Origin of the sequence: Streptomyces cellostaticus, from assembly GCF_023630175.1 — a bacterium.
Lineage (GTDB): Bacteria > Actinomycetota > Actinomycetes > Streptomycetales > Streptomycetaceae > Streptomyces > Streptomyces cellostaticus_A.
The window spans coordinates 39497-63809 of record NZ_JALLIN010000042.1; the positions used below are offsets into that span (position 1 = coordinate 39497).

22 protein-coding genes and 1 riboswitch are annotated in these 24313 nt (G+C 72.1%); of the genes, 8 read left to right on the forward strand and 14 right to left on the reverse strand.

Annotated features, from left to right (window positions below; genetic code table 11):
• Positions 1 to 137: 137 nt before the first annotated feature.
• The 4 genes from MXD57_RS24265 (at position 138) to MXD57_RS24280 (ending at position 2350) form a co-directional block, all read left to right on the forward strand.
• Positions 138 to 548, forward strand: coding sequence for a VOC family protein (locus MXD57_RS24265; RefSeq protein ID WP_250403975.1), 411 nt, complete (start codon positions 138 to 140; stop codon positions 546 to 548).
• Between the two features lie 120 nt (positions 549 to 668).
• Complete coding sequence (locus MXD57_RS24270; RefSeq protein WP_250403977.1) at positions 669 to 1076, forward strand: hypothetical protein; 408 nt, start codon at positions 669 to 671, stop codon at positions 1074 to 1076.
• The gene (locus MXD57_RS24275) at positions 1073 to 1567 is read left to right on the forward strand and encodes a thiol-disulfide oxidoreductase DCC family protein (RefSeq protein ID WP_374114745.1); all 495 of its coding nucleotides are present in this window, start codon (positions 1073 to 1075) and stop codon (positions 1565 to 1567) included. Before MXD57_RS24270 ends, MXD57_RS24275 begins: the two co-directional genes overlap by 4 nt.
• 9 nt (positions 1568 to 1576) lie before the next feature.
• A complete protein-coding gene (locus MXD57_RS24280; protein WP_250403980.1) occupies positions 1577 to 2350 on the forward strand; it encodes a TetR/AcrR family transcriptional regulator in 774 nt (257 codons plus the stop codon).
• Positions 2351 to 2368: 18 nt separating this feature from the next.
• On the opposite strand, the gene MXD57_RS24285 is transcribed toward MXD57_RS24280, so the two are convergent.
• From MXD57_RS24285 to MXD57_RS24295, 3 genes are all read right to left on the reverse strand, one after another.
• The gene (locus MXD57_RS24285) at positions 2369 to 3913 is read right to left on the reverse strand and encodes an ABC transporter substrate-binding protein (protein WP_250403982.1); all 1545 of its coding nucleotides are present in this window, start codon (positions 3911 to 3913) and stop codon (positions 2369 to 2371) included.
• Between the two features lie 239 nt (positions 3914 to 4152).
• Positions 4153 to 5427 carry a metallophosphoesterase gene (locus MXD57_RS24290; protein WP_250403984.1) on the reverse strand — a complete coding sequence of 425 codons (1275 nt, stop codon included), beginning with the start codon at positions 5425 to 5427 and terminating at the stop codon, positions 4153 to 4155.
• 16 nt (positions 5428 to 5443) lie between these two features.
• Complete coding sequence (locus MXD57_RS24295; protein WP_250403986.1) at positions 5444 to 5683, reverse strand: SCO4848 family membrane protein; 240 nt, start codon at positions 5681 to 5683, stop codon at positions 5444 to 5446.
• Positions 5684 to 5855: 172 nt separating this feature from the next.
• Here MXD57_RS24295 and MXD57_RS24300 point away from each other — a divergent pair, with 172 nt between their 5' ends.
• The gene (locus MXD57_RS24300) at positions 5856 to 7088 is read left to right on the forward strand and encodes a D-alanyl-D-alanine carboxypeptidase family protein (RefSeq protein WP_250403988.1); all 1233 of its coding nucleotides are present in this window, start codon (positions 5856 to 5858) and stop codon (positions 7086 to 7088) included.
• Here MXD57_RS24300 and MXD57_RS24305 read toward each other — a convergent pair.
• Positions 7036 to 7944: a YihY/virulence factor BrkB family protein gene (locus MXD57_RS24305; RefSeq protein ID WP_250403991.1), complete on the reverse strand. Its 909-nt coding sequence runs from the start codon at positions 7942 to 7944 to the stop codon at positions 7036 to 7038. The genes MXD57_RS24300 and MXD57_RS24305 overlap by 53 nt on opposite strands.
• 143 nt (positions 7945 to 8087) lie before the next feature.
• Here MXD57_RS24305 and MXD57_RS24310 point away from each other — a divergent pair, with 143 nt between their 5' ends.
• The gene (locus MXD57_RS24310) at positions 8088 to 8843 is read left to right on the forward strand and encodes a decaprenylphospho-beta-D-erythro-pentofuranosid-2-ulose 2-reductase (RefSeq protein ID WP_250403993.1); all 756 of its coding nucleotides are present in this window, start codon (positions 8088 to 8090) and stop codon (positions 8841 to 8843) included.
• Positions 8844 to 8858: 15 nt separating this feature from the next.
• Here MXD57_RS24310 and MXD57_RS24315 read toward each other — a convergent pair whose 3' ends face one another.
• The 3 genes from MXD57_RS24315 to MXD57_RS24325 all read right to left on the reverse strand — a co-directional run bounded on the left by MXD57_RS24315 (position 8859) and on the right by MXD57_RS24325 (position 12233).
• On the reverse strand, positions 8859 to 9437 hold the full coding sequence (locus tag MXD57_RS24315) for a 2'-5' RNA ligase family protein (RefSeq protein ID WP_250403995.1): 579 nt from the start codon (positions 9435 to 9437) through the stop codon (positions 8859 to 8861).
• Between the two features lie 145 nt (positions 9438 to 9582).
• Positions 9583 to 10596 carry a tryptophan--tRNA ligase gene (trpS, locus tag MXD57_RS24320; RefSeq protein WP_250403997.1) on the reverse strand — a complete coding sequence of 338 codons (1014 nt, stop codon included), beginning with the start codon at positions 10594 to 10596 and terminating at the stop codon, positions 9583 to 9585.
• 185 nt (positions 10597 to 10781) lie between these two features.
• Positions 10782 to 12233, reverse strand: a complete 1452-nt coding sequence (locus tag MXD57_RS24325; protein ID WP_250403999.1) for a glycine hydroxymethyltransferase — start codon at positions 12231 to 12233, stop codon at positions 10782 to 10784.
• A gap of 32 nt (positions 12234 to 12265) precedes the next feature.
• Positions 12266 to 12355: riboswitch (ZMP/ZTP riboswitch) on the reverse strand.
• 44 nt (positions 12356 to 12399) lie between these two features.
• On the opposite strand from MXD57_RS24325, the gene rocD reads away from it, so the two are divergent.
• Complete coding sequence (gene rocD / locus MXD57_RS24330; RefSeq protein WP_284506013.1) at positions 12400 to 13686, forward strand: ornithine--oxo-acid transaminase; 1287 nt, start codon at positions 12400 to 12402, stop codon at positions 13684 to 13686.
• A gap of 440 nt (positions 13687 to 14126) precedes the next feature.
• On the opposite strand, the gene pdxR is transcribed toward rocD, so the two are convergent.
• Positions 14127 to 15512, reverse strand: a complete 1386-nt coding sequence (pdxR, locus tag MXD57_RS24335; RefSeq protein ID WP_250404002.1) for a MocR-like pyridoxine biosynthesis transcription factor PdxR — start codon at positions 15510 to 15512, stop codon at positions 14127 to 14129.
• A 46-nt stretch (positions 15513 to 15558) separates the two neighbouring features.
• On the opposite strand from pdxR, the gene MXD57_RS24340 reads away from it, so the two are divergent.
• Positions 15559 to 16059, forward strand: a complete 501-nt coding sequence (locus tag MXD57_RS24340; RefSeq protein WP_250404004.1) for a carboxymuconolactone decarboxylase family protein — start codon at positions 15559 to 15561, stop codon at positions 16057 to 16059.
• A gap of 131 nt (positions 16060 to 16190) precedes the next feature.
• On the opposite strand, the gene MXD57_RS24345 is transcribed toward MXD57_RS24340, so the two are convergent.
• The 6 genes from MXD57_RS24345 to MXD57_RS24370 form a co-directional block, all read right to left on the reverse strand.
• Positions 16191 to 17156, reverse strand: coding sequence for an ABC transporter substrate-binding protein (locus MXD57_RS24345; protein ID WP_250404006.1), 966 nt, complete (start codon positions 17154 to 17156; stop codon positions 16191 to 16193).
• 1 nt (position 17157) lies between these two features.
• Complete coding sequence (locus MXD57_RS24350; RefSeq protein ID WP_250404008.1) at positions 17158 to 19110, reverse strand: ABC transporter permease; 1953 nt, start codon at positions 19108 to 19110, stop codon at positions 17158 to 17160.
• Complete coding sequence (locus MXD57_RS24355; protein WP_250404009.1) at positions 19111 to 20190, reverse strand: quaternary amine ABC transporter ATP-binding protein; 1080 nt, start codon at positions 20188 to 20190, stop codon at positions 19111 to 19113.
• Positions 20187 to 21719, reverse strand: coding sequence for a GMC family oxidoreductase (locus MXD57_RS24360; RefSeq protein ID WP_250404011.1), 1533 nt, complete (start codon positions 21717 to 21719; stop codon positions 20187 to 20189). Before MXD57_RS24360 ends, MXD57_RS24355 begins: the two co-directional genes overlap by 4 nt.
• Positions 21720 to 21790: 71 nt before the next feature.
• Positions 21791 to 23311 carry an aldehyde dehydrogenase family protein gene (locus MXD57_RS24365; protein ID WP_250404013.1) on the reverse strand — a complete coding sequence of 507 codons (1521 nt, stop codon included), beginning with the start codon at positions 23309 to 23311 and terminating at the stop codon, positions 21791 to 21793.
• Between the two features lie 179 nt (positions 23312 to 23490).
• Positions 23491 to 24313, reverse strand: an 823-nt coding sequence (locus MXD57_RS24370) for a hypothetical protein (protein WP_250404015.1), incomplete at its 5' end; no start/stop codon positions are given.

A 24313-nucleotide genomic window follows, 5' to 3' on the forward strand; every position in this document is an offset into this window, starting at 1 on the left:
GGTCGTCCGCAGTACCCCTCCGAGGGCCCCGCTTCCCTGGGAGCGGGGCCCTCGGGCGTGCGGGAGAACCAGCCCCACCGGATCCGTTCCGGTGGGGCTTCTCGCGTATGGTCGTGTTTGCGACCTAATGTGACGACATGTCAGACAAAGGGTCGTACGAACTGCTCGGATTCGACAACGCACTGTTCCCCGTCGGCGACCTCGGCGAGGCCGTCGACTTCTACCAGCGGGCCGGATTCACCGTCGGGTTCCGGCTCGACGAGGCCGGGATCGCCCTGCTCAAGGTGGGCGGCGAGATGCCCGGGGTCCTGCTGCGCGCCGAGGAGGCGCTGACGCACCGGCCGCCACCATGGCCCTCGCCACGGCTGTGGCTGGAGGTGGCGGACGCGCGGGCCGCGGCGCGGGAGCTGGCCGCCGCCGGGATCGCGCCGCTGGACGGGGTGTTCCCGGTGGCCACCGGATGGACCGTGGAGATCGCCGACCCCTGGGGCAACGTCGTCGGGCTCACCGACTACAGCAAGCGCCCGGAACTGGGCCGCCGGAGCTGACCCGCGAAACGGCCGCGGTGCGCCGCGATCCGCCGCCCCTCCCTTGAGTTGAACATGTTCAAAAGCAGCGCTACAGTCATCTCCGTCAGCGTTTTGAACGCGTTCAAGAAGGGGTGGGGCATGGACCGCACCGTCATCGCCTACGTCATCTACCTGGTGGTCAGCATCGCGCTGACCGTCTGGGTGGCCCGCACGCTCAGCCGCAACGGCCGGGTCTTCCTGTCCGACGTGCTGCACGGCAACGAGAAACTGGCCGACGCCGTCAACCACCTGCTGGTGGTCGGCTTCTACCTGGTCAACCTGGGTTTCGTGGCGCTGTACCTGAACGACAGCGGCGACATCGACGACACCCGGGGCATCTTCGAGGCACTGTCGGCCAAGCTCGGCGTGGTGCTGCTGGTGCTCGGCGTGATGCACCTGGGCAACGTGTACGTGCTCAACAGGATCCGGCGCCGCGGGCTCATGGAACGGGAGCAGCAGCCCCCGGTGTCCCCGCAGGCCTGGATCCCGCCGACGGCCGGGGTGTGAGCACGGTGACCGCCACGTGGGACCGGGGCGCCACGTCCGTCCCGGTCCGCGGGCTCACCGTCCTCTACGACGCCCGGTGCGCCCTGTGCGCGCACGTGCGCGACTGGCTCGTACGACAGCCGAAGCTGGTGCCGCTGGACCTGGTCCCGGCCGGCTCCGAGGAGGCCCGCCGGCGCCACCCGGGGCTCGACCACGCGGCCACCCTGGTGGAGGTCACCGTGGTCGGCGACTCCGGACAGGTCTACCAGGGCGCCCGGGCCTGGATCGTCGTCCTGTGGGCGCTGCGCGAACACCGCCCGCTCGCCCACCGGCTGAGCACCCCGGCCGGGGCCAGGCTGGCCCGGGGCGCGGTGCTGGCGGCCGCCAAGTGGCGGGGCGCGCAGTGGGGCGGCCAGGCGTACGGGCGGGCCGACGGCTGGTCGTACGACCCGCGCGCGGGCTGGACCCACAACCCGCCGACCTGTTCCGGCGGCGCCTGCGCCAGTGGTTAGGCTCCTGTCGTGCCCGCGAAGAGTGAAGGCCCCGAAGAGGCCGGCCCCCAGACCAAGTCCGAGCAGACCCGCGCGCTCATCCTGGAGACCGCGATGCGGCTCTTCCAGGAGCGCGGCTACGACAAGACGACCATGCGGGCCATCGCCAAGGAGGCCGGCGTCTCCGTCGGCAACGCCTACTACTACTTCGAGGGCAAGGAGCACCTGATCCAGGGCTTCTACGACCGGATCGCCGCCGAGCACCAGTTGGCGGTCCGGGAGGTGCTGGACCGGGAGACCGATCTGGAGACGCGGCTCGCGGGCGTGCTGACCGCGTGGCTGGACATCGCCAGGCCCTACCACGAGTTCGCGGTGCAGTTCTTCAAGAACGCCGCCGACCCCGACAGCCCGCTCAGCCCGTTCTCCCCGGAGAGCGAGCATGCGCGGGAGCAGGCCATCAGCGTCCACCGGGAGGTGCTGGCGGGCTCGAAGTCCAAGGTGGCGCCCGAACTGCGCGACGTGCTGCCGGAACTGATGTGGCTGTCCCAGATGGGTCTCGTCCTGTACTGGGTCTTCGACCGGACCGAGGGCCGCGAGCGCAGCTACCGGCTGGCGCGGCGGGGGGCGCGGCTGACCGCCCGCGGGGTGGCCCTGGCCCGGTTCCGGGTGCTGCGCCCCCTGGTGCTGGAGGTCCACGAGCTGTTCACGGACTTCCTGCCCGGGATGACGCGGGCACTGCCCGACCCGGCGGCCGGGGGCGGACGCGTCCCCGCCCGCACGGACGGGGACGGGACCGGGGACTGACCCCCCGGCCGCGGGACGTCAGATCCACTGCAGGCGCCACAGCCGGAACACGCCCGTGCCGTCCGAGAGGTACTGGCCGCCGCCGACGTCCTCGGTGCTGACCACGTACTCCTTGCGCTGCCACAGCGGGATCAGCGGCACGTCGGCCGCCACGTCGCCCTGGATGCCGCGGAAGTCGTTCGAGGCGCGCGAACGGTCGGCGTAGCGCTGGCTGTTCCGGATGAGGGCGTCGACGGTCTTGCTGCTGTAGCCGGTGCTCATGGTGGAGCCGGTGCCGATCAGCGGCGAACCGAAGGTGTCCGGGTCGGGGTAGTCGGCGACCCAGCCGACGGCCCAGGCGTCCATCTTCCCGGCGGCCCAGCGCTTCTGGAAGTCGGTCCACTCGTAGCCCTGGACGTTCACCTGGAACAGGCCGCCCTTCTCGAGCTGCCGCTTCAGCTCCGCCGCTTCCTCCGCGCCCGCGCCCCGGCCCTTGCCGTAGCCGAAGGTGAAGCGCACCGGCAGGGTCACCCCGGCCTGGGTGAGCAGTTCCCGCGCCTTCGCGGTGCTCTGCGTCGGGTAGCTGTCGAAGAAGGACGTGGTGTGGCCGATGATGCCGGTCGGGATCAGCGAGTACAGCGGGTCGACCGTGCCGTCGTACACCTCGGCGGCCAGTTGCTCGCGGTTGACCAGCCAGGCCAGGGCGCGCCGCACCCGCACGTCGTGCAGCGGCGAGTCGCCGCGGGTGTTGAGGTAGAGGTTGCGGGTCTCGGAGCTGTCGGACTCGGTGACGCGCTGGGTGGGATCGCTCGGGTTCAGCTCGGACAGGACCTGCGGCGGCAGCGTCCGGGTGGCCACGTCGAGCTGCTTGTGCCGCCAGGCGCTCTGCAGCTTCTGCGAGTCGGCGTAGTAGCGCAGCTCGACGGGGCGGCCGGTGCCTCCGAGGTAGCCCTGGTACCGCCCGTAGGGCGCGAGGACGGCCCTCTGGTCCTTGGTGTACGAGGTCAGCGTGTACGGGCCGGTGCCGTCGACACCGGTGCCGGTGCGCAGGGACGCGGCCGGATAGGCCTCCTTGTCCACGATCGATCCGGCGCCGGTGGCGACCTTCAGCGGGAAGGTGGCGTCCGGTGACGACAGATGGAAGGTGACGGTCCTCGCGCTGTCGGCGGTCACCGAGCCGAGGGTGGAGAACAGGGACGCCGGCCCGACGTCCGAGTCGATCTTCTTCACCCGGTCGAAGGAGAACTTCACGTCCGCGGCGGTGAGCCTGCGCCCGCTCGGGAACGTGATGTCGTCACGCAACGAGCACCGGTACGTCCTCAGTCCGCCGCCCTCGAAGGTGCAGCTCTTCGCCGCGTCGGGGACGGGCCGGACGCCGCCCGGCTCGAAGGTCAGCAGAGTCTGGAAGACGTTGCTGAACAGGGCCCAGGAACCGGCGTCGTAGGCGCCGGCCGGGTCCAGTGAGGTGACGGCGTCCGTCGTGCCGACGGTGATCGTCCGGTTCTTGTCGCCCTGCGACGGCAGTAACTGCCAGCCACCGATTCCCATGACGGCCAGCGCGAGCAGTGCAACGAAAATGCGCATGCGAACAGATCGCATGATGCGTGCCCCTCCCAGGCCTGCCAGGGCCCTACCCCCGGCGCGGCGCAGAAAAATGGCCACTCCCCTTAGTGGCGCGGCTCACCTAATCACACCCGTTTCGGCCGGGGGAAGGGCTGTCGGCCCGAATGGGAGAGAACTTACCGAGGCCTGGTTTCGGCCCGATTCCACAGCCTCTTCACAGGAAGGCGGAAGCGGTTTCGGCCACGGTGCCGGCGGGCGGGTCAGGCGCGTGTGGCGGCCAGCTCGATCACCGTCACGTCCGAGGGCGCGTCGACCCGGGTGGGCGGTCCCCAGGCACCTGCGCCGCGGCTGACGTACAACTGCGTGTCGCCGTAGCGCTCGAGGCCGGCCACGGTGGGGTTGGCGGCGGCCGCGATCAGGTTGCCGGGCCAGAGCTGGCCGCCATGGGTGTGGCCGGAGAGCTGGAGGTCGACGCCGCGCCGGACCGCCTCGTGGATCTGCGCCGGCTGGTGGGCGAGGAGCACGCAGGCCCGGGCCGGGTCCCGGTCCCCGAGCGCCTTCGCGAAGTCCGGGCCCCGGCCCTCGCTCTCGCCCTGGAGGTCGTTCACGCCGGCCAGGTCGAAGTACGGCAGTTCGGTGCGGGCGTTCTCCAGCGGGTGCAGGCCGAGGGTGCGCACCTCGGCGACCCACTGCTCGGCGCCGGAGAAGTACTCGTGGTTGCCGGTGACGAAGTACGCCCCGTGCCGCGCGCTGAGCCGGGCCAGGGGCGCCGCGGCCGGGCCGAGGTCCTTCACGCTGCCGTCCACCAGGTCGCCGACGACCGCGATCAGGTCGGGCTGGGTGGCGTTCACGGTGTCGACCACCCGCTGCGCGAAGCCGCGGCCGAGGACGGGGCCGAGGTGGATGTCGCTGACGACGGCGATCCGGAACCCGTGTGCGGCGCGCGGCAGCCGGGTGAGCGGCACGGTGACGCGCTTGACCCGCGGCCCGCGCAGCACGCCGTAGGTGCCCCGGCCGACGGTTCCCACGGCGGCGGCCGCGGCGGCGCCGCCCACGACCCGGGAGACGAGCAACCGCCGGGAGGGGTCGCCCGTCCCGCGCGGTACCGGCCCGGCGGGCTCCGGCCGGTCCGGCCGGTGCGGCGCGTCCGGTGCCGGCCGCGGTGCCGCCGGCACCGTCTCCGGCTCCCGGACACGAGGCTCGGCGGTTCGCGCCCGGCGCGCCAGGAGGCGTACCGCCAGGGGCCTGACGACCTCGCCGGCCACCACCCCCACCAGCAGGTACAGCGCCAGCGCCATCCACAGGAAACCGGGCCAGGCGAGGGCGCGCTGCAGCGGGAAGGGGGCGCCGGAGCGTTCGGCGACCAGGGCGCCGACCATCAGCAGCGGCCCGGCGACGAACACCGCCGTGCCGGCGCGGCGGGCCGGGCCCGGACCGCGGGTGGTGTCACGGACCAGGCGGCGCCACACGTACCAGTGCCCGAGCACCAGCACGGCGAGGACGGCCGCCACCAGGAGGACGAGGAGAAGGACCACGCTGCAGTCTCTCCCGCTACGGCGTCCGGCGCAGTGCGCGCAGTCCGCGCAACCCGATGACCCCGATGACCGTCCCCAGTACGAAGGAGACGATCGCCAGCAGCAGGTGCACCCAGAAGTACGCGGTCGGGTGGCCGTCGTCGAAGGCGAGACCGCTGCCGTCCTCGGCCAGGTTCTTGACGAAAGTGATCCAGATGACCCAGCTCCACACCCCGAACGCGAGCAGGAACCAGGAGACCGGGCGGCTGAGTTTCACAATGGCTGACCTTTCGTCACTGGGCCGGGCCCGGGCGACCGGCCGGGGGTCCGGGGGTTGGGCCCCGGATGAGCACGGGATGCGTTCAGTATCGCCGTCCGGGGCCGCGTGCCGCGGCCGGGGTGGGGTGCCGGGCGGGACTTCGGTGTCCGCGGCAGGTACGTTTCCGACCGTGCCCCCACCGAAGAAGGCCACCGGGCGATGCCTGCCGGCCGCCTCCGCCACACTGCTGCTCCTCGCCGCCACCGCGCCCGCGGCGCTCGCGGCGCCGAGTCCCCCCACGAGCCCGACCGCCGCTCCCCCGGCGTTCATGTCGCAGGTGGGCGGTGCCCGGCTCGGGCAGCCCGGGACGCAGGTGAACCTCGCGGCCGGCGTGCCCGTGCTGCCCAAGGACCTCACCGCGCGGTCGTGGATCGTCTCCGACGCCGAGTCCGGCGAGGTCCTCGCCGCCCACGACGCGCACTGGCCGCTGCCCCCGGCGAGCACCCTGAAGATGCTGTTCGCGGACACCCTGCTGCCCCGGTTCCCGAGGACGATGGAGCACAAGGTGGTCCCGTCCGACCTCGCGGGCATGGGCGCCGGTTCGAGCGTGGTGGGGATAAAGGAGAGCCACACCTACTCCGTGCACGATCTGTGGCTCGGGGTCTTCCTGCGCTCGGGCAACGACGCCGTGCACGTGCTGGCCGCGATGAACGGCGGGGTGGACCGGACCGTCCAGGACATGCAGGACCACGCCGACGAGCTGCAGGCCCTGGACACCCACGTGGTCAGCCCGGACGGATACGACGCGCCGGAGCAGCGGTCGTCGGCGTACGACCTGACCCTGTTCGCCCGCTCCGGGCTGCAGAAGAAGGACTTCCGCGAGTACTGCTCCACGGTGTCGGCGAAGTTCGAGTCCGGCGAGATCCGCAACACCAACCGGCTGCTGAGCGGCGACACGGACGTGCCCGTGTACCAGGGCATCGCCGGGGTGAAGAACGGCAACACCACCGACGCGGGCGCCACGTTCACCGGGGTCGCCGAGCGCGACGGCAAGGTGCTGCTGGTCACGGTGATGAACCCGGAGAAACGCGAGCACAACGAGGTCTACAAGGAGACCGCGAAGCTGTTCGACTGGGGTTTCCGGGCGGCCGGGCGGGTGCAGCCGGTGGGCGAGCTGGTGCCGCCGAAGAGCGCGCAGGCCACCTCCCAGCCGGGCGCCACCGCGTCCGCGGGGCCGGCGCACCGGACCGGCGGGGCCGGTACGGAGCCGGTGGCGGGCGCCTCGGGCGGGACCGGCTCCACCGGTGTCGGAACCGCTCTGGCCGTCGCCGGCGGGTTGCTGGTGCTGCTCGGGGGCGGGGTGTTCCTGATCAACCGCCGTTGGCCGCTGCCCGATCTGATGCGGCGCCGGACGCGTTCGTGACCTCGGTGTCCTTGCTCCGCGTCGCCGTCCAGGCGGCGCAGAACAGGACGAGTTTCGCGGTGAAGTTGATCCACAGCAGCAGGGCGACGGGCACACCGAACGCGCCGTACATGCTCTTCGAGGCGACTCCCTGGATATAGCCGCTGAGCAGCAGCTTCAGCAGTTCGAAGCCGATCGCTCCGGTCAGCGCCGCCACCAGGAGGCGGCGGCGCGGGGGTTCGACCCCGGGCAGCAGGGTCAGCACGTAGAGCAGCAGCAGGAAGTCGGCGACCACGGCCACGACGAAGGCGATGACCTGCAGCAGCACATGCCCCCAGCCGTGCCGGTCGAGGCCGAGCTGATCGCTGAGCCGGCCCACCATCGCCGAGGCCACGGTGGAGATGGCGAGGGTGGCCACGACCGCGCCGCCGAGACCGAGCAGGACGCCCGCGTCCTTGACCTTGGCGAGGAAGGGGTTCTCCTCGCTGTCCGGCAGTTCCCACACCGCGCGCAGGCAGTCTCGCACCTGACCCACCCAGCCCATGCCGGTGAACAGCAGCAGGGCACCGGCGATCACCCCCACGGTGCCGGCGTTCGCCACCAGGGACTCGATGTCGAGCTGCTCGGAGATACCGGGGATCTGCTCGGCGATCCTGTCCTGCAGGTCCCTCTGCTGCGACTGGCTGAGCGTGGCGGCGCCGACGGTGGCGGCCAGCGTCAGCAGCGGGAACAGCGCGACGAAGCTGACGAAGGTCATCGCGGCGGCCAGACGCGTCCACTTCACCCGGTCCAGGCGCTCGTACGAACGCCAGGCGTGCGTGGTCATCAGCCGGGTGACGATCGGCCCTATTCCGGGGAGCTTCTTCAGCCAGTCCATGCTGCGTCTCTGCCCGCGCCACCGGGGCCCGATGTCCGGGTGGCGACGGCACTATTGAGTGACATCCCATTAATCACCCGTCCCGCCGAACGGAGTCATGTTCTGTGATCAATCACCCATAAATGGACGATACGGTCACCGGCATGCTCCGCCTCGCACCCCTCCCCCGGTCTCTGCTCGTCCTCGGCGGCACCTCGGAGATCGCGCTCGCCACCGTGCACCGCCTGATCGCCCGCGGCGCCCGGACCGTCCGGCTGGCGGGCCGCCCCTCACCGGAACTGGAGCGGGCCGCAGAGAGCCTGCGCGCACTGGGCGCCGAGGTCCACACCCTCGCCTTCGAAGCCCTCGACCCCGAGTCGCACGAGCCGGTCCTCGGCAAGGTGTTCGCCGAGGACGACATCGACCTGGTGCTGATGGCCTTCGGCATCCTCGGTGACCAGGCCCATGACGAGCGCGACCCGATGCGCGCCGTCCAGGTCGCGCGGACCAACTACACCGGAGCCGTGTCGGCGGGCCTGGTGGCGGCCTGCGCGCTGCAGACCCAGGGCCACGGCTCGCTGGTGGTCCTGTCCTCCGTCGCCGGCGAACGCGCCCGCCGGGTGGACTTCATCTACGGCTCCAGCAAGGCCGGGCTCGACACCTTCGCGCAGGGTCTCGGCGACGCGCTGTACGGCACCGGGGTGCACGTCATGGTCGTACGCCCCGCCTTCGTGGTGACGCGCAGGACGGCCGGCCTGCCCAGGGCGCCGTTCGCCACCACCCCGGAGGCGGTCGCCACGGCCGTCGAACTGGGCCTGCGCCGCCGCTCGGAGACGGTGTGGGTGCCGGGCTTCCTGCGCCCGGTGATGGCGGTCCTGCGGCACGCGCCGCGCACGGTGTTCCGCAGACTGCCCCTCTGAGGGGGCGGGGAGCGGCTACCGGCCGGCGATCGTGCCCTGCTCCAGGCACCCCGCCTGCGGCGGCACCACGGATCCGCCGAACGGGTACTCCCGCAGCTTGCGCCACACACCGTCGGCGCCCTGCTCGTGGAGCGCGAACCCGGTGCACGGCCACTCGGCCTCGAAACCGGCCAGCTCCGCGAAGGCGCGGTCCATCGCCGCCTCGTCGATGCCGTGCGCCACGGTGACGTGCGGGTGGTACGGGAACTGCAGCTCGCGCGGCACGGGCCCGGAGGCGTCGCGGACCCGCTGCTGCAGCCAGGAGCAGTCCTCGGCGCCCTGGACGACGCGCACGTAGACGACCGGCGACAGCGGCCGGAAGGTACCGGTCCCGGACAGCCGCATCGGGAACGGCCGCCCGGCCGCCGCGACCCCTCTCAGATGGGCGTCCACCGCGGGCAGGTCGGCCCCGTCCACCTCGGTCGGCGGCAGCAGGGTGACATGCGAGGGGATGCCGTGAGCCGCGGCGTCGCCGAAGCCCGCGCGCCGCTCCTGGAGCAGGCTGCCGTGAGGCTCCGGGACCGCGATCGACACGCCGATCGTTACGGTCCCCACGTCGTCTCCCCTCGTCGTGTCTGTTTTCTTCTCACCCGTCGGATATGACTGTACGGCTCCCGCCGTCCCGCGGGCAGGCGCGGCGGCAGTGATGTGCAGCGCTCCGCCCGCTCGGGTGCGCGTGCGGCCGTACGCCTCGGTGTGCTCAGTGCTTCGCCGGCAGGAAGCCCACGCGGTCGTACGCCTGCGCGAGCGTCTCGGCGGCCACGGCCCGGGCCTTCTCCGCGCCCTTGGCCAGGACCGAGTCGAGCGTCTCGGGGTCCTCCAGGTACTGCTGGGTGCGCTCCCGGAACGGGGTCACGAACTCCACCATGACGTCGGCGAGGTCCGTCTTGAGCGCGCCGTACATCTTGCCCTCGTAGTCCTTCTCCAGCTCGTCCACCGAGCGGCCGGTGAGGGTGGCGAAGATGGTGAGGAGGTTGGAGACGCCGGGCTTGTTCTCGGTGTCGTAGCGGATCACCGTGTCGGTGTCGGTGACCGCGCTCCTGACCTTCTTCGCCGTCGCCTTCGGCTCGTCGAGCAGGTTGATCAGGCCCTTGGGCGTGGACGCCGACTTGCTCATCTTGACCGTCGGGTCCTGCAGGTCGTAGATCTTCGCCGTCTCCCTGAGGATGTACGGCTTCGGAACGGTGAAGGTCGGGCCGAACCGCCCGTTGAACCGCTCGGCGAGGTCGCGGGTCAGCTCGATGTGCTGGCGCTGGTCCTCACCGACCGGCACCTCGTTGGCCTGGTACAGCAGGATGTCGGCGACCTGCAGGACCGGGTAGGTGAACAGGCCGACGGAGGCACGGTCGGCGCCCTGCTTGGCGGACTTGTCCTTGAACTGGGTCATGCGCGAGGCCTCGCCGAAGCCGGTGAGGCAGTTCATGACCCAGGCGAGCTGGGCGTGCTCGGGGACGTGGCTCTGCACGAAGAGGGTGCACCGGTCCGGGTCGAGGCCGGCGGCCAGCAACTGCGCGGCGGCCAGCCGGGTGTTGGCCCTGAGCTGGGCCGGTTCCTGCGGAACGGTGATCGCGTGCAGGTCGACGACCATGTAGAACGCGTCGTGGGACTCCTGCAGGGCCACCCACTGCCGGACGGCGCCGAGGTAGTTGCCGAGGTGGAACGAGCCCGCGGTGGGCTGGATTCCGGAGAGCACGCGAGGTCGGTCAAGGGCCATGCCCACCATTCTCTCAGGTAACGGGGGGCGATCCGGTAGGGGTGGGCAACAGGTGGGGCGCGATCCGTTCCGCGAGGTGTAACAGGGGGTGGGGCGCGGCGGTGCGGCACGACGCCGCGCGGCGGCCCGGCGTCGTGCCGGGCCGCCGCGCGGGGCCTCGTCAGGGGCCGGTCGGCCTCCGGGGGTCAGCCGAGGTCGACCTCCGGGTACAGCGGGAAGCCCTCGACCAGGTCGGTCGCCCGGCGGGAGATCTCGTCGGCGATCTTGGGGTCGAGGACGTGCTGGGCCTTGGAGGGGGCGCCGGACTTGGTGGTGCCGGGCTCGGTGGTGGTGAGCACGCGGTCGATGAGGCCGGCGACCTCGTCCATCTCGGCCGTGCCGAGCCCCCGGGTGGTCAGGGCGGGGGTGCCGACCCGGATGCCGGAGGTGTACCAGGCGCCGTTGGGGTCGGCCGGGATGGCGTTGCGGTTGGTGACGATGCCGGAGTCCAGCAGGGCCGCCTCGGCCTGGCGGCCGGTGAGCCCGTAGGAGCCGGCCACGTCGATCAGGTTCAGGTGGTTGTCCGTGCCGCCGGTGACCAGGGTGGCGCCGCGGCGCGTCAGGCCCTCGGCCAGGGCGCGGGAGTTGTCGACGATGCGCCGGGCGTAGTCCTGGAAGGAGGGCTGCCGGGCCTCGGCGAGCGCGACGGCCTTGGCGGCCATCACGTGCGGCAGCGGGCCGCCGAGCACCATCGGGCAGCCGCGGTCGACCTGGTCCTTCAGGGAGTCGTCGCACAGGACCATGCCGCCGCGCGGGCCGCGCAGGGACTTGTGGGTGGTCGTGGTGACGATCTGGGCGTGCGGGACCGGATCGAAGTCGCCGGTCAGGACCTTGCCGGCGACCAGGCCCGCGAAGTGGGCCATGTCGACCATCAGGGTCGCTCCGACCTCGTCGGCGATCTCCCGCATGATCCGGAAGTTCACCAGGCGCGGATAGGCGGAGTAGCCGGCCACGATGATCAGCGGCTTGAACTCACGGGCCTGGGCGCGCAGCGCCTCGTAGTCGATCAGACCGGTGGCCGGGTCGGTGCCGTAGGACCGCTGGTCGAACATCTTGCCGGAGATGTTCGGGCGGAAGCCGTGGGTGAGGTGGCCGCCGGCGTCCAGCGACATGCCGAGCATGCGCTGGTTGCCGAAGGCCTGGCGCAGCTCGGCCCAGTCGGCCTCGGTGAGGTCGTTGACCTGGCGGGCGCCGGTCCTCTCCAGGAAGGGGACCTCGACGCGGTCGGCGAGGACGGCCCAGAAGGCGACGAGGTTGGCGTCGATGCCGGAGTGCGGCTGGACGTAGGCGTGCCGGGCGCCGAACAGCTCGCGGGCGTGCTCGGCGGCCAGCGACTCGACGGTGTCCACGTTGCGGCAGCCGGCGTAGAAGCGGCGGCCGACGGTGCCCTCGGCGTACTTGTCGCTGAACCAGTTGCCCATCGTCAGCAGGGTGGCCGGGGAGGCGTAGTTCTCGGAGGCGATCAGCTTGAGCATCGCGCGCTGGTCGGTGACCTCCTGGCCGATGGCGTCGGCGACCCGCGGTTCGACCGTGCGGATGACGTCGAGTGCGGCACGGAAGGCCGTGGACTCGGTGGAGAGGGACTTCTGCTCTGGCATGGGGACCTCCGGACGGTGTGCGTTCAGCGTTCACGTTCGGCCCAGGCGCACGGCACTTTTTCCCGTTCGGGCCGCTCCCCGATGGTCCGTCCCATCCCTGCGCGCCAGTCACGACCCGCTGATCAGCCTACCGGGCGCGCCGGAACGGAGAGATCCCGCGTCCACCATGCGAGCGAGGATAGGAAGGGGGCCACCGTCGTGTCCGGGAGAGTCACCGTCGTATCCGGGAGATGCCGTGCCCACTGCCGAAGACCTCATCGCCGCCGCCGACGCGCACAGCGCGCCCACCTACCATCCGCTGCCGGTCGTCGTGGCCACGGCCGAGGGGGCCTGGCTGACGGACGTGGCGGGGCGCCGGTATCTGGACCTGCTGGCCGGGTACTCCGCGCTGAACTTCGGGCACCGCAACCGGCGCCTCGTCGAGGCGGCCGAGCGGCAGCTCGCGCGGGTGACGCTGACGTCCCGCGCCTTCCACCACGACCGGTTCGCGGCCTTCTGCACCGAGCTGGCCGAGCTGTGCGGCATGGAGATGGTGCTGCCCATGAACACCGGCACGGAGGCCGTGGAGAGCGCGGTGAAGACGGCCCGGAAGTGGGGCTACCGGGTGAAGGGGGTGCCCGCGGAGATGGCGAAGGTGGTGGTCGCGGGCGGCAACTTCCACGGGCGGACGACGACGGTGATCAGCTTCTCGACCGATCCGGAGGCCCGGGCGGACTTCGGCCCGTACACGCCGGGGTTCGAGATCGTGCCGTACGGGGACCTCACCGCGATGCGGCGGGCGCTCACCGAGAACACCGTCGCCGTCCTGCTGGAGCCGATCCAGGGGGAGTCGGGAGTGATCGTGCCCCCGGCCGGCTATCTGGCCGGGGTGCGGGAGCTGACCCGGGAGCGCAACGTGCTCTTCGTCGCCGACGAGATCCAGTCGGGGCTGGGGCGGACCGGGCGGACCTTCGCGTGCGAGCACGAGGGTGTGGTGCCGGACGTGTACGTGCTGGGCAAGGCGCTGGGCGGCGGGATCCTGCCGGTGTCGGCGGTGGTGTCCAGCTCCGACGTGCTGGGGGTCTTCCGGCCCGGCGAGCACGGGTCGACGTTCGGCGGGAACCCGCTGGCCTGCGCGGTGGCGCTGGAGGTGATCGCGATGCTGCGGACCGGCGAGTACCAGGCCCGGGCGGCCGAACTGGGCGAGCGGCTGCACCGGCGGCTGCGCGGACTGCTCGGCACGGGCCCGGTGACGGCGGTGCGCGGGCGCGGGCTGTGGGCGGGGGTGGACGTCGCGCCGCGGGCCGGTACCGCGCGCCAGGTGTCGGAACGGCTGATGGAGCGGGGCGTGCTGGTGAAGGACACCCACGGCTCGACGGTCCGCATCGCGCCGCCGCTGGTCATCTCCGAGGAGGACCTCGACTGGGGCGTCGAACGGCTGGAGGCCGTGCTGGGAGAGCACGGCCGGGGGTAGGTCACCGGTGTCGCGCCCGCGGGGTGCGGTTCCGGATCGCTGCGGGGGCCGCGCTGCGCCTGCCGCTTCCGCGTCCGCACCCGCGCATGGTCGAGGGGCGGGCCCGTGACGAACAGCGTGCGGTCGCCGGTGCGGACGCGGGCGGCGATGGCGCTGTTCAGGCCCGCGTTGACGGTGCCGGAGCCGGTCACGGGGCCGCCGGCCTTCTCGATGAGCCGCCGCACGGTGTCCGGAAGCCGGGTCAGGCGCCCGGTGGGCGATGACTCTCCTGTCGGGGTCGGGGCGCGGCACCGGCGCGGTTGGGGAAGGCGCCGGGCGTGGCGCCGGCCTGAGCCCCCCTCCCGCCGGGTCGGGGCCGCTACCGGGCCGGGAGCGCTCCGCATCGGGTCCGCATCGGGTCCGCGAGCGGGGCGGGCCCTCCGGGCGACGCGGCGCTCGTCTCACGGCAGCACCCGGCACAGTGCCTCCAGCGCGCCCGCCCACGCGCTGTCCGACGGCGTCCCGTACCCGACGACCAGCGCGTCGGCCGGTTCGGCGACGGCTTCGGGGTGCCGGTGGAAGGACAGCCCGTGCAGGGCCAGGCCCTGCCAGGTCGCGGCCTGCACCACCGGCTGTTCGCTGCCGGGCGGCAGCCGCAGCACCGCGTGCAGCCCCGCCGCGATCCCGGTGACCCGGACGCCGGGCGCGCGCTCGGCGACGGCGGCGGCGAGGGCGTCGCGCCGGCGCCGGTAGCGCAGCCGGGCGGAGCGGACGTGCCGGTCGTAGGCGCCGGAGGTGAGGAACTCGGCCAGGGTGAGCTGGTCCAGCGCGCCCACGGTGTCGATCCGGCCCTTGGCGGCGGCCGCCTCCTCCACCAGGGAGGGCGGCAGTACCATCCAGCCCAGCCGGAGGCCGGGGGCGAGGGACTTGCTGGTGGTGCCGAGGTGGACGACCCGGCCGGGGTCCAGGCCCTGGAGGGCCCCGACGGGCTGGCGGTCGTAGCGGAACTCGCCGTCGTAGTCGTCCTCCAGGACCAGGGCGCCGGTGCGCCGCGCCCACTGCACCACCGCCGTCCGGCGGTCGGGGTGCAGGGCGGTGCCCATCGGGAACTGGTGGGCGGGCGTGAGGAGTACGGCTCCCTCGCCGGTCAGCGCGCCTGTGTCGGTGCCCAGTTCGTCGTACGGCAGGGCGGGTGTCGCGAGACCCGCGTCGCGCAGCAGGCTCCAGTGGGCGTCGAGCCCGTAGGACTCCACCGCCACCGACCGCACCCCGCGGGCCCGCAGCAGGGTGCCGAGGACGCGCAGGGCGTGCGAGAAGCCGGCGGTGACCACGATCGTCTCGGGGTCGGCGCGGACGCCCCGGACACGGGCGAGGTAGCCGGCCAGGGCGGTGCGCAGTTCGGGTCGGCCGCGCGGGTCGCCGTAGCCGAGGGCGTCGAGGGGAGCGCCGGCCAGGGCGCGGCGGGCGGCCTTGAGCCACTCGGCGCGCGGGAAGGCGGCGAGGTCGGGGGTGCCGGGGACGAGGCTGAGCGCCGGGCGGCCCGTCGGGCGCCGCCGGGGCGCTTGCGCCGGTGGGATCACCGCCCGCTCCGCGACCCGGGTGCCGGAGCCCTGCCGGGCGGTCAGCCAGCCCTCGGCGACCAGGTCGGTGTAGGCCTCGGCGACGGTGTTGCGGGCGACGCCGAGGTCACCGGCGAGGGAGCGGGAGGACGGCAGCCGGGTGCCGGGGGCGAGGCGGCCGGTGCGGACCGCGTCCCGCAGGGCGTCGGTCAGACCGCGGCGCAGCCCACTGGTCCCGGCCGGTTCCAGATGCAGGTCCACGCCGAGATTGGCCCAGGAATTCGCCATGGAAATGGACCATACTCCTGGGCTGACCCGCTCCTAGGGTCGAAGCATGAGCAGCACACAGGAAACCCTCGGATACGCCGTCGAACACGCCCCGCGCCTGGAGTGGGCCCGGCACACGCCCGAGGTCTACAAGGCGATGATCCGCCTGGACGCCGCCGCCGGGCAGGGCCTGGACCCCAAGCTGTACGAGCTGGTGAAGATCCGCGCCTCCCAGCTCAACCACTGCGCCTTCTGCCTCGACATGCACACCAAGGACGCGCTCGCGGCGGGCGAGAGCGTGGAGCGGATCGTGCAGCTCGCCGCCTGGGAGGAGTCCCGGCACTTCTACACGGAGAAGGAGCTGGCGGCGATCGAGCTGACCGAGGCGGTCACCGTGCTGACCGACGGCTTCGTGCCGGACGAGGTGTACGACCGGGCCGCCGGGCAGTTCGAGGAGGCCGAGCTGGCCCGGTTGATCGCCGCGATCACGGTGATCAACGCGTGGAACCGCTTCGGCGTGACGAGCCGGATGGCCCCCGGCCACTACCGGCCGGGGCAGCACGGTTGATCGTTCCTCCCAGGACGACCACCGCGCTCGCGTCCACCGCTCGTCCGGGGCACCGGCACGCGGTGGACCGCCGCCCGGGCCGCCGACCCGCCGGGTGCCGGGGGACCGCCCCGGCACCCGGCGTCACCCGCTCAGCTCGGCAGCCACTTCTTCCAGACGGACGGGTGGCTGTCCACCCACTTCTTGGCCGCGTCCTGCGGACTCAGCTTCTGGTCGGCGATCATCAGGGAGACCTCGTTCTGGTCGTCGGTCGTCCACTTGAACTTCTTCAGGAACGCCGCCGCCTCGCCACCGGACTCGGCGAAGCCGGCGTTGAGGTACTTCTGCAGCGGGGTGTGCGGGTAGGCACAGGTGATCTTGGCCGTGTCCGCGTCGCAGCCCTCCTTGTACGGCGGCAGCTCGACCTCCGTCATGGGGATCTTCTTGAACAGCCACTGCGGCGCGTACCAGTACGTCAGGAAGGGCTTCTTCTCCTTGGCGAACTGTTTCAACTGGGTGATCTGCGCCGCCTCGGAACCGGCGAAGACCACCTTGTAGTCGAGCCCCAGGTTCTTCACCAGCGCCTTGTCGTTGGTGACGTAGGACGGGGAGCCGTCCATCAGCTGGCCCTTGCCGCCGCTCTCCGCGGTGCGGAAGAGGGAGGCGTACTTGTTCAGGTTGTGCCAGTCGGTGATGTCCGGGTGCTGCTTGGCCAGGTAGGTGGGCACGTACCAGCCGATGTGGCCGGTGACGCCCAGACCTCCGCCGGGCGCGATCGTCTTCTTGTCCTCGACGTACCGCTTCTCCTGGTCCGGGTGGCCCCAGTCCTCCAGGATGGCGTCGACCCGGCCCTGGCTGAGCGCGTCCCAGGCGGGCACCTCGTCGACCTGGACGGTGTCGACGCGGTAGCCCAGCTCGTGCTCCAGCAGGTACTGGGCGACGGCCACGTTGGACTGCGCCCCCACCCAGGACTGCACGGACAGGGTGACCGTCTTCGCGCCCTGGGCGTTGGCGAAGGGCGAGGTCTGCTTGGTCATGTCGGCGGCGCCACAGCCGGTGAGCAGTGACAGCGCCGCCGCTCCGGCGGCGATCATCGCCGGCCTGCGGGTGAGCTTCATGTCAGGCCCCCTTCGTCGTACGGCGTTCGGTGGGCTGCGTCACCCGGTCGAGCATCAGGCCGAGGCAGACGATGGCCGCACCGGCCACCAGACCGGTCGCGAGGTCGCCCTGGGCGAGGCCGAAGACCACGTCGTAACCGAGCGCACCGCCGCCGACCAGACCGCCGACGACGACCACGGCGAGCACCAGCACCAGGGCCTGGTTGACCGCGAGCAGGATCGCCGGCCGGGCCAGGGGCAGTTGCACCTGACGGAGCTGCTGCGCGGTGGTGGCACCCATCGACCGCGCGGACTCCAGTGCCGCCGGGTCGACCCTGCGCAGCCCCTGGCTCGTGATCCGGACGACCGCGGGCAGGGCGTAGACCACGGCGGCGGCCGCGGCGGGCGCGCGGCCCACACCGAACAGCGCCACCACCGGAATCAGGTAGACGAACTGCGGCATGGTCTGGAAGACGTCCAGCACCGGCCGCAGCATCCGTTCCGTCCGGGCGCTGCGGGCGGTCGCGATCGCCACGGCGAATCCGAGCACCAGGGTGACGGCCACCGCGGCGAGCACCTGGGACAGCGTGTCCAGCGAGGGCTTCCAGACGCCGAGCACACCGATGGCCGCCATCGCGAGCACGGCCGTCAGGGCGGTGCGCCAGGTACCGATCAGCCAGGCCAGGGCGGCGACGATCAGCAGCAGACCCCACCAGGGCAGCCACCACAGGCCGGCCCGGATCGGGTCGAGCACCCAGGTGGTGAAGTGAGCGGCCCAGTCCGCGGTGCCGCCGACGACGGGCACACCCGTGTACAGGTGATCGACCATCCAGTCCTTGGCCGTGTTCACCGGTCCCGCGATCTCCGTGACCCACGAGTCCGGCCAGTTCAGGGCGCCGGCCAGGTGCCCCACCACGACCACGGCCGCCAGCACGGCGGCGGGCACCGCCCAGCGGGCCGGCCCGCTGCCGTGCTCGGCCCCGGTGCCCATGCGGTCGCCCGCGGCGGCGGTGATCCGGTCCAGGACGACGGCCAGCAGCACGATCGGGATGCCGGCCGCCAGCGCGGCGCCGACGTCGACGGAGGCCAGCGCCTGGTAGACGCGGTCACCGAGACCGCCCGCACCGATCAGGGACGCGATGACGGCCATCGACAGGGCCATCATGATCGCCTGGTTGACGCCGAGCATGATCTCCTTGCGGGCCAGCGGAATGCGCGCGGTCAGCAGCCGCTGCCGGCGGGTGGCGCCGAGCGATTCGGCCGCCTCCAGCACGCCGCCGTCGGCGTTGCGCAGTCCGAGCGCCGTCAGCCGGGCCATCGGCGGGGCGGCGTAGATCACGGTGGCCAGCACGGCGGCCGGCACACCGATGCCGAAGATCAGCACGACCGGCAGCAGGTAGGCGAAGGCCGGGAGCACCTGCATGGTGTCCAGCACCGGCCGGAGCGCGCGGTTGACACGGTCCGACAGGCCGGCCCCGAGGCCGAGCACGACACCCACCACGACGGAGGCGAGCACCGCGATCACCATCAGGGCAAGCGTCTGCATGGTCGGCACCCACATGCCGAGCACGCCGCAGGCGAGCAGCGCGACGACGGTGCCGAGCGCGAGGCGCACCCCGGCCGTGCGCCAGGCCACGAGCGCGGCCAGCGCGGTGACACCCGCCCAGCCGATGCCGAGCAGCAGCAGGTAGACGGCGCGGACCGAGAGCACGACGGCGTTGCTGATGTACCCGAAGAAGTAGGTGAACAGCGGGCTGGTGTCGCGGTTGTCGATGATCCAGTCACTGGTCCGGGCCAGCGGCGCGGACACGTCCACGGTCAGGGCCTGCGGCCAGGCGCCCGCGCCCCACTGCGCCGTGACCAGCGGGCCCAGGACGGCTGCGATGAGCGCGAGGACCAGGAGTTTGCGGACGGCCGGGCGCGCGAGGACCTCCAGCGGGCCGACACGCGGAGTCGGGACGGTGACGGTACTCACTCAGACCGCCTCCTTGAACTGCTCCGTCCCGGCCACTACACCGAGAAGGCGTTCGTGGTCCACGACGCCCATGCAGCGTCCCTCCTCGACGACACAGGCCGCCCTGCCGCTGTCGGCGACGACCTTGATCGCGTCGGCGACGACCGTGTCCGGGCCGAGGGCACCCGGGTGCTCCTCGCCGCCGCAGCCCCCGGGGCGCATGGCGGTGCGCACGGTCATGACCTGCTCGCGCGGGATGTCCCGGACGAATTCGCGCACGTAGTCGTCGGCGGGCGAGCCGACGATCTCCTCGGGCGTGCCGAGCTGCACCACACGGCCGTCCCGCATGAGCGCTATTCGGTCGCCGACGCGCAGCGCCTCGCTCAGGTCGTGGGTGATGAAGACCATGGTGCGCCCCTCCTCGTGGTGCAGGCGGATGACCTCCTCCTGCATGTCCCGCCGGATCAGCGGGTCGAGGGCGCTGAAGGGCTCGTCGAAGAGCAGCACCTCGGGATCGACGGCGAGGGCGCGGGCCAGGCCCACGCGCTGCTGCTGGCCTCCGGAGAGCTGGTCCGGCCGGCGTTGCTCCATGCCTTCCAGGCCGACCTTGGCGACGACCTCGGCGGCGCGTTCGCGCCGCTCGGCCTTGCCCACACCCTGGATCTCCAGGCCGTAGGCGACGTTGTCGAGTACGGAGCGGTGCGGCAGCAGACCGAAGTGCTGGAAGACCATGGCGGCCCGGTGACGGCGCAGCTCGCGCAGTCTGACCTTGTCCATGGCGCGCACGTCCTCGCCGTCGATGGCGATGGTGCCGGCGGTCGGCTCGATGAGCCGGGTCAGACAGCGCACGAGGGTGGACTTGCCGGAGCCGGACAGGCCCATGACGACGAAGACCTCGCCCTTGCGCACGTCGAAGGAGACGTCCCGGACGGCGGCCGTGCAGCCGGTGCGGGAGCGCAGGTCGGCCGGGTCGAGGGAGCTGAGCTCCGGATCGCCCGGGACGCGGTCGGCCTTGGGGCCGAACACCTTCCACAGTCCGTCGACCGAGAAGACGGGGGCATCGGTGGCGGGCGGCTTACGGGTGGGAACAGTGAGCGTCATCGCGCGTCACCTCCGATCAGATCGACGGCCTTCTCTCCGACCATGAGCACTCCGATCATCGGGTTGACCGCCGTCATGGTCGGGAAGACGGAGGCGTCGGCGATACGGATGCCGTGGAGGCCGCGAATGCGCAGCTCCGGGTCGACGACGGCGAGCGGGTCGTCGGCGGCGCCCATGCGGCAGGTACCCGCCGGGTGGTAGACGGTGTGCGCGACCTTGCGGGCGTACTCGCTCAGTTCGGCGTCGTCCTGGACGTCCGGGCCGGGGCAGACCTCGCGCTTGAGCCAGCCGGCCAGGGGCTCGGCCTTGGCGATCTCGCGGGCGATGCGGATGCCGTCGACGAGGGTCCGCGCGTCGTAGTCGTCCTCGTCGGTGAAGTAGCGGAAGTCCAGGGCGGGCTTCACGGACGGGTCCGCGCTGGTGAGGTAGAGGCGGCCGCGGCTCTTGGGCTTGGGGATGTTCGGGGTCATCGAGACGCCGAACTCCGGCCGCTGGTAGCCCAGTCGCTCCGGATTGTCGGTGAACGGGATCTGGTAGAAGTGGAACATCAGGTCCGGGCCCTGGTGTTCGGGGTCGCGGCGTACGAACAGGCCCGCGTCGGAGTCCATCGCGGAGTTCTCCGGGATCGGCCCGTTCGTCTCCCAGACGATCACCGACTCGGGGTGGTCGAGCAGGTTCTCGCCGACGCCGGGCAGGTCGTGCGCGACGGGGATGCCGAGCGCCTCCAGGTCCTTGCGCGGGCCGATGCCGGAGTGCATCAGCAGGCGGGGCGAGTCGACGGCGCCCGCGCACAGCACGACCTCGTTGCGGGCCCGTACCAGCAGTTCCTCGCCGTCCTTGGTGCGCACGTGCACGCCCTCGGCGCGGGTGCCGGCCAGTTCGAGCTTGTACGCCCAGGTCTCCAGCAGGACGTGGAGGTTGGGGCGTTCGTCCATGACCGGGTGCAGGTACGCCACCGACGCGGAGGAGCGCTTGTTGTTCTCGGGGTGGTAGGCCAGGTCGAAGAAGCCGACGCCCTCGGTGAACGGCTTCTTGTTGAAGCCCTCGACGCGCGGGACGCCGAGCGCCTCCTGCGCGGCGTCGACGAAGTCGCGCGCGATGGCGTTGCGGTCCTTCTCGTCGACGGAGACGATGTTGTTCTTCAGGCGGGCGAAGTAGGCCTCCATCGGCACGGCGCCCCAGCCCTTGGCGCCGGCCTCCTCCCACTCGTCCCAGTCGGACGGGAGCGGCTTGAAGGAGATGAGGGTGTTGTGCGAGGAGCAGCCGCCCAGCACCCGCGCCCGGCTGTGCCGGATGTGCGAGTTGCCGCGGGGCTGTTCGGTGGTCGGGTAGTCGTAGTCGAGTTCACCGCCGAGCAGGCCCATCCAGCGGCGGAGCGTCAGCACGTCGTCGCGGTCGACGTCGCTGGGGCCGCCCTCGATGACGGCGACGGTCACGTCGGGGTTCTCCGTCAGCCGTGCGGCGATGACGGAGCCGGCCGTTCCGCCGCCTACGACGACGTAGTCGAATTCTTGGGTGTGATCGGGCATCGGGTGGTTACTCCTGGGGGGTGGGAAGTTCAGGGTGCGGGAAACGGTTCGCCGGCGGGGCGTGTGGGGGCTCAGCCGGCGAACCAGCGCACCGGCTTCGGCGCCAGGTTCTGGTAGACGTGCTTGGTCTCCCGGTACTCGGCGAGGCCGGCGGGGCCGAGTTCACGGCCGGTACCGCTCTTGCCGAAGCCGCCCCACTCCGCCTGCGGCAGGTAGGGGTGGAAGTCGTTGATCCAGACGGTGCCGTGGCGCAGCCGTCCCGCGACACGCCGGGCGCGGCCCGCGTCGGCGGTCCAGACGGCGCCCGCGAGCCCGTACTCGGTGTCGTTGGCGAGCGCCACCGCCTCCTCCTCGGTGCGGAAGGTCTCGACGGTGAGGACCGGTCCGAACACCTCCTCGCGCACCACGCGCATCTCGCGGTGGCAGGCGTCGAGGACGGTCGGCTCGTAGAAGTAGCCGCTCTCCGGCCGGGTCCCGGACGGCTCGGGACGCTTGCCGCCGCAGCGCAGCACCGCGCCCTCCTCGAGCGCGGAGGCGACGTACGACTCGACCTTGGCGCGCTGCTGCGCGGAGACGAGCGGGCCGCACTCGACGCCGTCCTCGGTGCCCCGGCCGAGCTTGATCCGCTCGGCGCGGCGGGCGAGTTCGGTGACGAAGCGGTCCCGGACGGACTCCTCGACGATCAGCCGGCCGCCCGCCGAGCAGACCTGGCCGCTGTGGATGAAGGCGGCGTTGAGGGCCTGGTCGACGGCGGTGTCGAAGCCCTCCTCGGTGGCGCAGGCGTCGGCGAAGACCACGTTGGGGTTCTTGCCGCCGAGTTCGAGGGCGACCTTCTTGACGGTGGGAGCGGCGGCCTGGGCGACCTTGGTGCCGCTGACCAGGCCACCGGTGAAGGAGACGAGGTCGACGTCGGGGTGCTCGGCGAGCCGGGCGCCCACGGTGTGACCGGGGCCGGTGACCAGGTTGGCGACGCCGTCGGGCAGTCCGGCCTCACGGAGCAGGTCGATCAGCGCGATGGTCGTCATCGGGGTGATCTCGCTGGGCTTGATCACGAAGGTGTTGCCGGCCGCGAGCGCGGGGGCGACCTTCCAGCTCGCCTGGAGCAGCGGGTAGTTCCAGGGGGTGATCAGCGCACAGACACCGACCGGTTCGTGGACGACGACGCTGTGGATGTCGGGTGAGCCCGCGTCGACGACCCGGCCGGGGGCCTCGCCCGCGACCAGGTCGGCGAAGTAGCGGAAGGCGTCGGCGACGCAGTCGATGTCGACGCGGCCCTCCTCGACGGTCTTGCCCGCGTCCCGGCTCTCCAGCAGGCCGAGTTCCTCGCGGTCGCGCACGAGGAGGTCGGCGACGCGGCGCAGCAGCGCGGCGCGCTCGGTGACCGGCGTGCCGGGCCAGGGGCCGTGGTCGAAGGCCTGCCGGGCGGCCGCCACCGCACGTTCCGCGTCCTTCTCGTCGCCCTCCGCGACCAGGGCGAACCGCCGGGCGTCCGCGGGGTCGAGGATCTCGCGCGTGGCACCGGAGGCCGCTGCCAGCCACTCCCCTCCCACGTGGATGGTCGCCTGGTCCTGTCGTTCCGTTGTGTCCGCCATGATCGGTGTTGCCTTCCGTTCCTGTTCGATTCCCATGTGTCACGCAGGCGGCGTGCTCAGAGACCGTCGCCGCCTGCCCACAACCCGGGGATGTATGCCTGATCAGCGGCCTGTAGTGCGCGGCGTCACTGAAAATTCATACGAAAACGGACAGAAACAGGTTATTTAGTACGGTGCGCTCAGTCCATAGGCGCGTCACAGCCCGTATCGGGCGGGCAGAATCCGCTCAGCGCGGTGTCGAGCAGTTCCAGCTCGTCGTCGCCGCCGTCCTTGTCGGGCCCGTAGGCGGCGACGGCGTAGATGCGCCCGTCCAGGGCCGTGAAGCGCTCGTCGTAGACATGCCAGCCGCCGACGTCCGGTTCGCCCTTGATGCTGTCGGCCAGGTACTCCATCCGTGAGCCGACGAAGTCGCCCTCGTCCAGATCGAGCAGGGAGAGCTTCCTGAAACCCGGCGGCTTGGCGGTTCCGTCGGACAGGTACAGCTCGAACGAGTCGTTCGGGGAGGCCTCCGCCACCTGGTAGATCTGCAGCCGGTGCCGCTGGTCCGGACTGCGGTAGTTGACGATCCTGATGCCGTAGGAGGAGGGCAGCGAGGACCGCGACCAGCCCTTGGGGCGCGCGATCCGGAAGCCCTCGTCGTCGTCGTACGACTCCCAGTCCGCGGGCAGCGGGCTCGCCGGGGCGGAGGGGGTGGCCGTGTCCCGCGCGGGGGACGCGGAGCCGGACGGGTCGCCGGACGGCACCGGGGAGTCCGTGACCGCGGAGGCGCCGGGCGAGCCGGCCGCCGGAGCGGGCCGGTCATGGTCCCCGGACCCGACCACGTAGGTCAGGACGAGGCTCGCGGCGACCCCGACCGCGGCGGCTCCCACGACGACGGACCAGACCGTTCTCCGGCTGAGCCCGCCGGGCCGCGCGGGGGCCGGGCCGGGAGGCACGGACCACTCGGGCGAGGACCAGCCCGCCCCGCCGCCACCCGCCTCGGGGCCGGTCGGCGCACCCGGT